Raw genomic sequence first — 12,870 nt, forward strand, 5'->3', positions numbered from 1 at the left:
GTTGTGTTGCACGATCAGGTTGTCAGCACTGGGGGCAGCAGACCTCACCCATGCATTCCACGGCGGGACCGGAACACCGTCTCTGGCTCGGGACGCCCGGAGTAAAATGGCCCTGCTAGCGAATAGTTACTCGGAGCATTGTTAAGCGCGATGGTCTTCGGCGCGCTCAGGCGAGGTTTTCCGCGTGGCCCCCATCTGGATCACGAAAATCTTGATCGGGACTGAAGCGCTATCCGACTGGGCGATTAATGGCATGACAGGCGACGAGGCCACACGGCAAATCGTCCATCTTCGGATCGATCGAAAATTGCCATGGGCTTATCCGGCGCAGCCAAAGTTGAGGCCCTTCTCGCCTTGCCGCAAGGAAACGCTTTTCGGGGTGCCTCCCCTCGGATCGACTGCATGTTGTCTGAACATACCACAAGACATACCGCAAGAATTCAGTAGACGGCTGGGCCACCTTCGGCCGGCCCCGTGCCATTGCGCTGCCGCCACCGAAACAGTCGCACTGGCCTTGAATGACGCGGGACGAGGTCCCTGCCCCCGGCATCATCGCGGAAGTGGAAGATGATATTCGTGATTTATTACAGAAATTTACTCAGCAAAGCCGCATTGTTCGGTCGCATCGGCAAAGTGTTGCCGACCGATTAAAACCCGGGAACTGACCGCGTCCGACAGGTGTTTCAGCTTGCCACACCGGGAGAAGTCACTCATGCCAAATTCTACCAAAAACGTCGTTGCCGTAATGCTTGCCGGTGGACAGGGTTCCCGGCTGCATGAACTGACCGCCGACACCTGCAAGCCCGCCGTTTCATTTGCGGGAGGACGACGCATTGTGGATTGGACCATGGACAATTTGGTTCGTACGCAACCCGACAAGGTGTTTGTGGCAACGCAGTATCGCCCTGCGGCATTGATCGATCATTTGAACACCCACTGGCGGCAAGGATTTACCAGTGGAACCCTTACGATTTGCGAGGGCGCCACCGTGACCGGGCGACCAGAAGGCTATGTCGGCACTGCCGACGCGGTCACCCGCAACCTCGATCAGATCGCTGCAGCCGCGCCCGATGTCGTGCTGGTCGTGGCCGCCGACCATGTCTATCGGATGGATTATGCGGCAATGATTGCGGCGCACCGGGCCAGCAACCGCCCCGTAACCGTTGCAGTCGACCGGGTGCCGGTGGAAATGGCCCACTCCTTCGGTGTAATCGAGGCGGACGCAATGGGCCGCGTCGATGCATTTGTCGAAAAGCCCCTCTGTGCCAAACCGATGGTCGGTGACCCCGCGCATATAATGGCGAGCATGGGCATCTATGTCTTCGATTGGCCATGGCTGCGCGACACCTTGATGCGGGACAGTTCTGATGCGCGATCGGCCCATGATTTCGGCCATGATATTCTGCCCGAGGCCGTGCGCAGCGATTTGGTCCAAGCCTATGACGTGGCCGCGCATGAGCCGGGGTTCTATTGGCGCGATGTCGGGACGCTGGATGCCTTGCGTCAGACCTGTATCGACCTGATGGACAAGATGTCGCCATGCCTGAACCCGGCCTATCCCGCAGGCAATTCCCTCACGGACCAGCCAACGCTGATCGTGCAGCAGAACTCGGTTGTGCTGCCCGGTGCGATGGTGTCGCGCGGCGCACGTCTGCGCAACACCATCGTAGCACCCGGCTGTGTGGTCCCCGGAACCTTCGAAGCAGGCTATGATCTTGAACACGATGCAACCCATTTCCGCGTTACGCCAGAAGGCACTGTCCTGATCACCCCCACCATGCTGGCCCGGCACAGCGCCGGGATCATGCGCCCGCATCTCATGCCAAACGCCGCCCATGCTGCGTCTTTGAAAGTGACCCATCGATGACCAACATCTCCGCGACTGACGCCGATTTTGATCTTTCCCTCGCCCGCCCCGATACCCTCGGGTCGGTGGTTCGGGACGGAGGGACCAGCTTTGCGCTGTTTTCCGACAACGCCCAACAAGTCGACCTGTGTTTGTATGACGCCGAGGGTAAAACCGAGATCGCACGCCGCCCCCTGCCTGAAATGGAAGGCGGAATCTGGTATGGGTTCCTGCCCGGTGTCGGGCCGGGTCAGGTGTATGGATACCGGGTGCATGGGGACTATGCGCCGGACCAGGGCCATCGGTTCAATCCCGCCAAACTTTTGCTCGATCCTTACGCCCGCGCGTTGAAGGGTGACATAACTTGGAACGATGCCTTGTTCGGCTATCCCGTCGGTCAAGACGATCTGACCCGAGATGATCGCGACTCGGCGCCGTTTATGCCTAAGGGCGTCGTCGTCGATACACGGTATGACTGGCACCATCAGGATCGTCTGAGCCATCGCTGGAAGGACACCGTCATTTGCGAGGCCCACGTCAAAGGGCTGACGATGCGCCACCCGGGGGTGGTACAGGCCGATCGGGGCACATTTGCTGGCCTTGCAGCGGATCCGGTCATTGAACATTTGCACCGGATCGGCGTGACCGCGATTGAACTGTTGCCGGTACATGCCTTCGCCAACGATCGCCACCTGATCGAAAAAGGACTGAGCAACTATTGGGGCTATAACACGCTGTCATTCTTCGCCCCCCATGCCGCCTATCTAAAGTCAGGTGATCTCGCTGAGGTCAAGCAGGCGATCGACCGGTTTCATGCCGCCGGGATCGAGGTGATCTTGGATGTGGTCTATAATCACACCTGCGAAGGCAACGAGATGGGGCCGACCCTGTCGTTCCGCGGCATCGACAATGCCAGCTATTACCTGCTGTCCGACGATCCGCGCCATTGTTACGATACAACCGGCTGCGGCAACACGGTCAATGTCGCTCATCCGATGGTCTTGCGCATGATCTTGGATTCGCTGCGCTATTGGGTCACCGACATGCATGTCGACGGTTTCCGCTTTGATCTGGCCTCGACGCTGGGGCGGGAATCCAGCGGCTTCGAGCGCGAAGGCGGGTTCTTTGCCGCCATCCGACAAGACCCCATTTTGGCGGGTGTGAAACTGATCGCCGAACCGTGGGATATCGGCGATGGCGGCTATCAGGTGGGCGGCTTCCCTTGGCCGTTCCGCGAATGGAACGACAAGGCGCGCGACGATTTACGCGGGTTCTGGCGCCGCGATCCCGGGTTGCTGCCACACGTGGCCGAGCGCCTGTCCGGCAGCCCGGTGCAGTTCGACCATTCGCACCGACCCGCCACCAGTTCGATCAATTTTCTGGCGGCCCATGACGGGTTCACCCTGTGGGACACGCTCAGCTATGACGACAAACACAACGACGCAAACGGCGAAGACGGGCGTGACGGCCACGATCACAACATCTCGCACAACTTGGGGTGTGAAGGGCCTACTGACGACGCCGCGATCATCGAGGCACGGCTGCGGCGGGCAAAAGGAATGCTCGCGACGTTGTTCATGGCGCAGGGGGTGCCGATGCTGCTGGCCGGGGACGCCTTTGGTCAAAGTCAGCAGGGCAACAACAATGCCTATTGCCAAGACAATGACATCGCTTGGCTGGATTGGGAGTCAGCCCGATCCGACCTGACCAACGCGGTCGCGACAATGACCGCCCTGCGGCGCGATCTGCCAAGCCTGATTTCGCCGCGCTTTGTCCGGGCCGATGCCGAAGGCCACGCCCACGGGGCCTCATGGCTGCATCCGGCAGGGCGCGAGATGACCGAGGGTGACTGGGACGACGCAGAGTTGCGCTGCATGGCGAAATTGATCGAGATGGACGACGGCGCGCAGGTGCTGATCCTTCTAAATGCTGGCGACGATGCCGAATTTACCCTGCCAGAAGGCAATTGGCATTTGCGCCTGGACACCGCGCGCGACGCTATCGCCTGCGATGAACCGGTGACCGAGAGGGTCGGGTGTGGTTGGCAATCGGTCCAAGTGTTGAACCGGCGCGTCCTAGACTGACGCAGGGTGGGATGTTGTCCAAGGGCGATGCCCCGCCAACCTAATCCCACCATATGTCTGGCGAGAGTGGATCGTCCCATATGCGGATGTGACACGGCAGATCGGCTTCGATCTATCCCGCCCCTGCACCGCCGGTTCGCTTCAATCGCAAAGCGATCCCCCTCTAACGGCGCAGGCGCATTTAGAGGGGGGCTGGTTTGTGCAGCGTGCCGAACCCGCACAGTCATTGCCGCTATTGGTGTCTTGTGTCGCCCTTCGCGCGGGCGGATTCCACCACGTCTGGTGTCACATCACCCTCATGGCCGCCCCACCGTTGGCGCAGATAGTTGACCAGATCGGCCATCTCTTGATCCGACAGCATCTGATCAAAGGCAGGCATCGCTTGCATCCGCTCACCGTGAGCCAGATCGCGGCCCGGAATGCCTTCAGCGATGACGCGGATCAGGTTCAGCGGCTCGCGGAACATGGCCGTTGTGTTCACATCTAGGCGCACAGACGAATGGGGTTGGCCGGCGCCGTCGGTGCCATGACATCCGGCGCAGAGACCGATGTAAAGCGCGGCACCCTCGGACGACAAGACACCGACTGGATCAGCCGTTTGCGGACCTGTCAAGGTTTGCCCGGCGGTCAGATAGGCGGTGATTGCCGTCAGGTCCTCGTCTGGTAGGTGACTGGTGGAATGAGACAGTACCGGGAACATACCAAAGGTCATCACCCCTTGGGGCGACAAGCCACGATGCAGGAAGCTCACCAGATCATCCTGTGACCAACCGCGCCGCGCCAAGGCGTCCGCACGCAGATCGGGGGCATAGGCCCCTTCGATGACTTCACCGGCCAAATGATCATCGCTCAACGCATAAGCAAGGTTGCGCGGGGTGTGACACTCACCGCAATGACCCAGCACGTTGACAAGATATTCACCCTGCTCCGCCGGGCTATCTCCCACTTGAGCAGGCTCTGCATCGGGGCGGAAGAACGCGTTCCACAGGGCCACACCGGGACGGACGTTAAAGGGAAAGATCAATCCGTTAGGCTGGTTCGGTTTGTCCACCGGGCGTTGCGCCATCAACCAGACCCACAGCGCGTCGGAATCCGCCCGTGTTATCCGGTGATAGCTGGGATAGGGCATTGCCGGATAAAGGTTTTTTCCGCCCGGGGCCACGCCCCAAGCCACGGCGCGGTACAGATCATCCGCGCTCCAACCGCCGATGCCGTGGTCTTTGGATGGCGTGATATTGGTGCCATAGATCGTCCCCATCGGGGTTTCCATGGGCAAGCCACCGGCCAGATCAGATCCGCCCGCCGGGTCGGTATGACACGCCGCGCAGTCCGAAGCGTGGGCGACCCATTCCCCGCGGTCGAACATTTCTTGCCGGTCGTCTCCGCTTAAACTGGAAAAATCAACGCTGGCCGGCGGAATGTCACCACTGCCGCGTCCGATCAAATACACCGTGCCCAAGACCACGATTCCAATGACTGCCAATGGGGCGAGGATACGCAAAAGCCGGGTCATGCCGGGCGCTCCTTGCTGGCAGGGTTGTCATGGGTCAGGCCCGGCGTGTTGAGGATGACCTCTTTCACCGCCTGATAATACCGAACATAGCCGGTGCAGCGGCAAATATGGGGATCAAGGGCCGCAAGCACCACCTCTTCAACCTGATCCGCCGCAATTGGCGCACGTTGGAGGTGTTCGACGAGTACCGTTGCAGAGTTGACAAAACCGGGGGTGCAATAGCTGCACTGGAACGAGAAATGCTCAAGAAACGCCTGTTGAATGGCCGAGGGCAGCGGTGCCCCTTCGCCATCTTCCCCAGCGATACCTTCGATGGTGCGCACCGTCTTGCCGTTCAACCACGTAACGCCGGTCACGCAGGCCGCGACGGTATAGGTGCCCTTGACGGGGTCATCGACAATGATCCGGCAAGCGTTGCACGCCCCCTGACCACAGGACAGACGGGTGCCGGTGAGGTTTAGATATTCCTGCAACAACTCAACCATCATCAGGTCTTGCGGGACATCCATCGGCCCGACGTTTTGGCCATTGATCGTTGCGGAGAACGTGATTTTCTCAACCATTACAACACCTCCTGAATACGCGCCGCGCTGATTGGAAAACTGTAGAACCGATGCCCGGTCGCATGGGCAATGGCATTGGCGCAGGCCCCGACAATCGGGATCATCACAACCTCGGCCATGCCTTTGGGTGGGTCTTCGCCTGACAAGGGCGGCAGGACATGGCCAGTTTGGGTCCACACCCCAACCTCTGAGGCGCGCGGCAGATGATAACGGCTGTAATTCCACGTTCCGTTGCCGGGTCCATCGGCACCGGTGGGCAAGTCTTCATACAAGGCGTGGCCAATCCCCATGGCAATTCCGCCCTCAAGCTGACCCGAGACAAGCTCAGGCACAATCTGGGTGCCGCATTCCAGCCAAGTCTTGTGGGACAGGATGGTCACTTTTCCCGATCCGGTTGCGACCCCCAGTTCGACCAAAGTGGCGCAAGGGGCATAGTACACGGTGCCGGCATTGTTGCGCTGCACCGGGGGATAATCCACTTGTTTGCGGGGCTGAAAGGCATACCCGCCATCCGTCATCTGGGCCTTGCGCACAGCAGTGGCCCCCGTGCCCCATTTGACCGAAAGCGCATCAATCGGCGCGCGAAAGCTTTGCCCGTCCACTTCGAAATCGGCCTCGGCCCACGCCCAGCGATTGAAGGTGTGGATGCACACGCCAATGATCCTGCCGTCTGCATGGGCGCGCTTGGCGAGCCGTTCCAAAGAGAGCGGCTCCATAGAGCGGGCGACCAACCGGCCATCCCGCCACTCTGCATCTTCAAAGCGCAGCGGTTCTGGCAAGGACTGACCGCCGGCAGATCCGCCACCCCAAATGGCAACGGCCGAAGGCCACAGGGCCAGCCGCAGCAAAAGTTGCGCCGCCTGCTGTGTGGCGTGGGTGAAATAGTAGGCCGAGTTTGAGGCCGAACGCGGCGAGGTAAACCGCGGCACCCAATGGGGATCTTGCGAAAGCTGGTCTTCTTGCTCTTGCGGGGTGGTGTAGGGTTCGTCCTTGGTTTCCAAGGGCATTTCCGGCCAGTGCTGCACCGAAAATTCAACCTCATCCGCCGGTCGCCCCAAATAGGGCTGAGTCACCAGCATCTGCGAGGTGGTCGCACCGGCCCCGATCTCTGCCGCGACATGGCGCATTTTCAAACGCCCTTCTGGCGTGATCTCCAACTGGACAACCGCCGCCTCGGCCCCTGTGCCGAAGTCCTTTTGCACCGAGGCGAACCCAAGCCCGTATAACATGCCGGGGTTGTCCGCCTCATAAGCGGTTTTGCGGTCATTGCGTTCGGTCCAAATGGGGTCTTGGCGGGCAATGTCCAAAATTTCGCCAATGCGCAGATGACCTGAAGGTACCGCCCCTTGGGTGTTTTTCATGCCGGTTTCGATGACGTTTTTCCGGCGCAGGTCAATCGCATCCATGCCCATCTCATCCGCGATCTCATCGACCAACATCTCGGTCGTGGCCATGGATTGCAGCGTCCCGTAGCCGCGCATCGACCCCGAGGTGACGCCGATGGACGGCAGAACTTGCACGGACAAATCGCTTTTCGGCATATAATAAACCGATTGCGCCGCTGTCACCGCGACGGTCCCGACCGATGGGCTAAAGTTCATGACGCCGCCGCCATCACCCGTCATATCGCAACTCATCGCTTGAAACTTGCCGTCCTGGTCAACGGTCAGCGCGGTGCGAATATCGAAAGGGTGGCGTTTCAAGGCAAACTGGAAGTGCTGCCACCGATCAAGGGCAAGGCGCACGGGATTGCCCTCGCCATAAAGCGCGGCCATGGCAACGTAATAAGGGAAGGGCTGATGCTCTTTCTGGCCATAGCCCACGGTATAGCCGGTCACGAAATCCAGCGCGCTCAGCGGCAATGTGCTGGCCGCCATCATATCAAGAATATGATGCGCGGCTGAATAGGGCGACTGGGTCGCGCCCACCACGTTCAGGCGCCCTGTGCCCGGGTCATACCAGCCCAAACCATTTTCCATTTCCATCGCGCAAGGATCAACCGACTGGCTGTGGTAGTCCCGCGCAAAGGTGCGCCAGCCGTCCGGCGGTGTGTCCATCTCCGACTGGATGTCAGCCGAGTACCCCATGGCCGCCCCAAATGCCGGATGGTCATCGCCGGGCCACTGCACACCGGTATCATCCGTATCAGGCCAGACGACATAGTCCTTCATTGGTGAAAACCGGTCCGCCCCGCGCGGATCATCGCCACCGACGCGGACAAACCGCGCCGCACCATAAGGCGCGCGTTTGGGCGGCTCAGCCGGTTCGCCAAAACGGAAAATGTCATCGTTGAATTGCAGGCGTTTACGGGCTTCGCGGAAGCGTTCGTAATCGTGCCAAATCCCCAAAGCCACAGGTTGCCCCAGCATGGGTGAGACGTTGCCCGGCTTCAGAAAAAAATCGCCGTAAAACGCGGGCTCAGGCATGGTGACATTGTCTTTGGCCAAGCGTTCGGCGTCGATCAGAACATCTGGGGCGACGTCAGGGTCAAGCACCGACAGGTCCAGCCCCAAATACACCCGATCCGCGCGCGGCACATGCAGGGTCAGCGCATAGGATTGATGATCGGGCCAGCCGTCCAGATCCCGGGCACGCATATCGATGGCAAAGACCTTGCTGCCCGTGACCTTGGCCATGCCGTCGCGCCGATAGCGCAAGCGCCCGTCGGCAAACCAGCCCGGGTCCTGCCCCACCGACGATTGCACCATCGCGGCCTGCGCCTGACCAAGCGGGCGCACCGCAGCGCTAACCCCGAGTGCGGCAGCCGCGGCCAAAAAATTTCGGCGAGACATATCGAGATGGGGCATGGGCACTCCGTCGGTTGGCGCTGTTCAAATGACCTGCTGGCGCGGGTTCGCTTTCGGGCCTAATCTAGGCTCAACGCCCCGCGTGCGGGGTTGGTTCACAGAAACCTTATCCGCGATGGATCAGTTGTAAACCCATCGCCCGACGCACGGCACGAATTGACCGCGCCAAGATGTGGGCCCCTAGCTTCCCTAGAAGCGCCACACAAGCTGCCCGAGGTCAAGCGCCATCAGCTAAAGACCCAGACATTGCACTCCTACGGTCGAGCCGGAACGATCTTCCCTAAACATGACGACGTCAGGATCCCGCCGCGTCCACCGGCGACCAAATTCGGATAGGACGCGCCGACAGCGCCGCACGTTCCCCATTTCCCATTTCCACGTCAGACGTTTGTGACCCCTTTGAACAAGGCGTCATCGACGCGATCCCCGTGAAGAACCGAGATGTTGCCGGTTGTCTCAAGGACCACGGCACGAACGGATGACAAATCCCGCACATTGGCTTCGCGCAACTTCGCCATCAAATCTTCTTCGGCGACGCGGGTTGCCCGCAGGGCGTCGTGCAAAATGCGGCCGTCCCTCATCAACAGGACCGGCGTATTCTGAACCAAATCGTCCAGTCGCGGCGACCAATACCGAAGCATCGAGACAGAATACTGAAGGGCGAAAAGGCTGGTCATTGCCGTTAGTGTTTGAATGAACCCGGTCCATTGCTGCGATTGTGATGCGCCTGCAAGAAGCGACCCCATGGCCACGGTCATCACGAAATCGAAATTTGTCATCTTCGAAAAGGATCGCAGCCCGACGATGCGCACCAGAAATATGACCCAGGCAATCCCGATCACACTTAACACGGCGCCTTTAAAAACAGCGTCAATCACAGGTCCGTCGAAGAACATTCGCGTTTTTCCTTGGTTCCAGAAGGTTTCATGGACTGCTAACGCGCAGCAGACCGCGCCACGCGCCATCGCCTTTGGCCCGGATCAGCAAAGGACGACCTTCGGTATCGGGTCTTTGGTCCGAGCCATCGCATTGCAAGCCTAAGGCGCGAATTATTCCGCCTTATTGTGACGTTCGATATACTGCGTCACAAACTTTTTCAGATCAGGATCATTCAAACCAACCCCTTTCTCTTCAGCCATTTCCATGGCTTCTGTGCCGCTCATTCCCGCATCGCAAGCGATGTGCATCACCACAAACGCCCCAGAACGCTTGCCTGATGCACAATGGACAAGCACCGGCGCCGGCAGCGTGGCGATCTTTCTGCGAAAGGCGTCCACCGTATGATCGGACAGGGCCTTACCGTCCACCGGATGATGAAGATAAGTCAGGCCGGCCTCCTCTGCCTTGCGCCCTTCTTCCTGCGGTTCCATTTTGAGCGTGCTGTGCTCGTCTTCGGTCTGCATGTTGACAAGCGCACGGAACCCCTCGTGAGCGGCCTGTTTGATATGCTGGGCCTCGGGCGCAAACATCGCGACCGTGAGCCGGTCGGTGATCTGGACGGTGTCTTGCATAAACTGCTCCTTAGATCGGCGTTTTCGATTGATAACCCGTGCCTGTCCCCGCGCCAGTCAGTGTCGCGGCACGTTTCGCACCCATCAAAGTCGGCGTTTGTAAGCAGGCCGGCGGCAATGGATGCTGGGAAACCACCCCCGCATAGGTGTCACAAGGGATGAAACGATCAAAATTCGCGATCGTTCCTCGCACAGCGCAATAAAGCCATAATGCATGTGCGGCGACGGGTGGAAGCCCGCGCCCGGTCGCCGGGTACCCGCACACCCAACGGGAGCAGAGGATCGGCGTCTTTCAGGTCATGCACCGCGGCTTGGCGGGACTTGGCGATGGACCGGTTCGGCTTCGGAACCGTCGAGACGGCACCAAGAGGGGCAGTTCTGTCAAAGAACTGCCCCTCAATTGCTTATTCAAACCGATGGTCGATCTCGTCGGTTACAGTTCCAAAACGATCGCATCATTGGCGGGAACCTCGGTCGCGGTGCTGTCTCCAAGCAGCGCTTTGGCGGCTTGCACCGGCTTGCCATCGACGGTCAGGGAAAATTCCTGCGCCTCTGGTGTAGGATTGATGATCCAAACGAACCGTTGGCCTTCCGTGCCGTGCAGTCGGGCTTGAAGCTGCGGGTTTCCGGTCGACAAGGTCGGAACGATTCCCGCCCAATCAAGACAGGCTTGGAACCATGCAGTCGCCCCGTCCGCCCCGTTTTCGCGGGCAAGGAAATGGCCGACCGAGATATGGGTGCCGACCAACAGGCTGCGCCCTTCGCCGTGGGCGGCAGTGGTGATTGCGATCCGTCCGTCATCGAACCGCCCAAGCACGTCCGCACGGTCGGGGGTATAGGATTGCAGAAAACCGCCACCGGTTAGCGCGGCATCCCCCAAACTCAGGCGGATTCTATCCCCGATATCGGGCATGAATTCCACCTCGTCCTCGGTCACGCCGAACATCTCGGCCAGCCCGTTATTGGGCTGCTGAACCCCGACATGGCCATGATCACCAAAATAGCCAGGGCAGGCTTCTGAGATCAGCTTGCCCCCCCGCGCCACCCAATCCGCCAGACGCTTTGCCAGCGCCGCAGGCATCATAATGGGATAGGCTGCATAGATCGTGTCATACTGATCGATGTCGTCGCAATGGACCCAATCGGCTTGGACCCCCAAATCGAAGAAGCCGCGATAGGCCCCCCACATCGCATTTTGATAGGTCTTGAACCCGCCTTCATGGGACAAGAGGAAATCGAACCGTTGCGCCTCGGGGATCATCAGAAGTCCGACTTGTCCCCGCACAGGCGCCGCTTTCATCAGATCGGCCTGTTCCGGGGCGTTCGCCCATCGCCCGATGCTGGCAGCCATGTCCGAGCGCGGTGTGCGGCTGCCGTCCATTCCGTAGGATCCGAATGCCCCAAACAGAGGGCCGTCCAGCAGCGGTCGGTAGCGCAGGTTCATCATGCCACGGGCACCGGCTGCAAACGACGCCAAGCACCACAGACGAATGTCTTCTGGTGTGGCCACCCGCGCATCTTCCTTGTCGCGGCCCAAGACCTGAGGTTGCATCCACAACGGTCCGCCTTGCCGTTCGGCGTGCCAGAATGGCTTGCCCCGCGCCGCGCCCCGGATCAAATCCCCGCCAAAGAAATTGCGCCATGGCTGGTTGCCTTTGCGCGCCGCGATCCACGTATAGCCATAGATCTCGACCTGCTCGGCCGCCCGCCAGTCGTTGCAGCCATGTCCGGCCAGCGCGGTGACGGCCCCGGCAATGCCGTGCGAAATGATCTTGGCTTCGGGATCGGCTGCACGGATGACGGCAATTTTGTCGGCAACATGGCCATAGAAATTGTCTTCGCGGAACGTCAGCCAATCCAGACATTCAGCATAGGGCTGAATTTGCCGTGGCGGCATGACATCATCCCATTCCGCATAGGAATACCGGTGCCAGACCTTCGCGAGCGTATCCAGATCGCCGTATTTCTTCTGCAACCAAACCCGGAAGGCCGCCGCGGTCGGGTCCGAGAAATCATAGTCGGGCTGATAGTTCACCTCGTTGTTGACGTCATATCCCATCAGGCCGGGGTGGCCGCGATAGCGCTCGGTCATCCGCGACAGAAAGGCCATCACCGCCTCGTGCACTTCCGGCGCGTTCAGGGTCAGCGCCCCGGCCCCGCCCAATCCGTGGCCAAAGCCACCGACGGCGACCGACGGACTAAGCGTCGAGGGCATTGGCCGTCCGTCCGCCGAAAGCATCCGCGCATGGCCCAGCTTGCGCTGCAACCAGTCCGGCGCTGCCATGGTGAATTCCGCGATCACGGTCGCCATGCCGTTCTCGGCCGCCAGATCAAGCTGACGGTCGCAATCATCCCAGTCGTAACGCCCGGGCGCGCGTTCGATCGCGGACCACATGAACCAGTGGCGGAAGGTGTTCAAACCGTCTTCAGAGGCAATGCCATAGTCCCGATCCCAATCCTCGCGCGGGGGATTTGATTTCCGGAAATAGACGGCACCATAGGGAACCTGAGGAATCTTAGCGGGCATGATGTATCCTTTGGGCCGA

General features: G+C 60.0%; 9 protein-coding genes. 3 read left to right on the forward strand and 6 right to left on the reverse strand.

Annotation, left to right across the window (positions count from 1 at the left end):
- Window positions 1-745: 745 nt before the first annotated feature.
- Together BV911_RS15270 and glgX are read left to right on the forward strand one after the other, a co-directional pair.
- The gene (locus BV911_RS15270; RefSeq protein ID WP_240512274.1) at window positions 746-1,867 is read left to right on the forward strand and encodes a sugar phosphate nucleotidyltransferase; all 1,122 of its coding nucleotides are present in this window, start codon (window positions 746-748) and stop codon (window positions 1,865-1,867) included.
- On the forward strand, window positions 1,864-3,930 hold the full coding sequence (glgX, locus tag BV911_RS15275; protein WP_086054484.1) for a glycogen debranching protein GlgX: 2,067 nt from the start codon (window positions 1,864-1,866) through the stop codon (window positions 3,928-3,930). The genes BV911_RS15270 and glgX overlap by 4 nt, the downstream gene beginning before the upstream one ends.
- Window positions 3,931-4,162: 232 nt before the next feature.
- Here glgX and BV911_RS15280 read toward each other — a convergent pair whose 3' ends face one another.
- The 4 genes from BV911_RS15280 to BV911_RS15295 form a co-directional block, all read right to left on the reverse strand.
- The gene (locus tag BV911_RS15280) at window positions 4,163-5,443 is read right to left on the reverse strand and encodes a cytochrome c (protein WP_086054485.1); all 1,281 of its coding nucleotides are present in this window, start codon (window positions 5,441-5,443) and stop codon (window positions 4,163-4,165) included.
- Window positions 5,440-6,006, reverse strand: a complete 567-nt coding sequence (locus BV911_RS15285) for a (2Fe-2S)-binding protein (protein WP_086054486.1) — start codon at window positions 6,004-6,006, stop codon at window positions 5,440-5,442. The genes BV911_RS15280 and BV911_RS15285 overlap by 4 nt, the downstream gene beginning before the upstream one ends.
- Entirely contained in the window at window positions 6,006-8,813 is a 2,808-nt protein-coding gene (locus tag BV911_RS15290; RefSeq protein ID WP_086054487.1) for a xanthine dehydrogenase family protein molybdopterin-binding subunit, read from the reverse strand. Before BV911_RS15290 ends, BV911_RS15285 begins: the two co-directional genes overlap by 1 nt.
- A 380-nt stretch (window positions 8,814-9,193) precedes the next feature.
- Window positions 9,194-9,559: a DUF421 domain-containing protein gene (locus BV911_RS15295; RefSeq protein ID WP_371588245.1), complete on the reverse strand. Its 366-nt coding sequence runs from the start codon at window positions 9,557-9,559 to the stop codon at window positions 9,194-9,196.
- Here BV911_RS15295 and BV911_RS20050 point away from each other — a divergent pair.
- On the forward strand, window positions 9,558-9,854 hold the full coding sequence (locus tag BV911_RS20050) for a hypothetical protein (protein ID WP_240512276.1): 297 nt from the start codon (window positions 9,558-9,560) through the stop codon (window positions 9,852-9,854). The two genes, BV911_RS15295 and BV911_RS20050, sit on opposite strands and share 2 nt — an antisense overlap.
- Before the next feature lie 8 nt (window positions 9,855-9,862).
- Here the strand turns inward: BV911_RS20050 and BV911_RS15300 are convergent, their stop codons facing one another.
- On the reverse strand, window positions 9,863-10,324 hold the full coding sequence (locus BV911_RS15300; RefSeq protein WP_086054489.1) for a beta-lactamase hydrolase domain-containing protein: 462 nt from the start codon (window positions 10,322-10,324) through the stop codon (window positions 9,863-9,865).
- Between the two features lie 433 nt (window positions 10,325-10,757).
- Window positions 10,758-12,851 (reverse strand): beta-galactosidase, encoded by a 2,094-nt coding sequence (locus BV911_RS15305; RefSeq protein ID WP_086054490.1) that lies wholly within the window; start codon window positions 12,849-12,851, stop codon window positions 10,758-10,760.
- Between the last annotated feature and the right edge of the window lie 19 nt (window positions 12,852-12,870).

It is taken from the genome of Pseudoruegeria sp. SK021 (assembly GCF_002119405.1).
In the GTDB taxonomy this organism is placed as follows: domain Bacteria; phylum Pseudomonadota; class Alphaproteobacteria; order Rhodobacterales; family Rhodobacteraceae; genus Meridianimarinicoccus.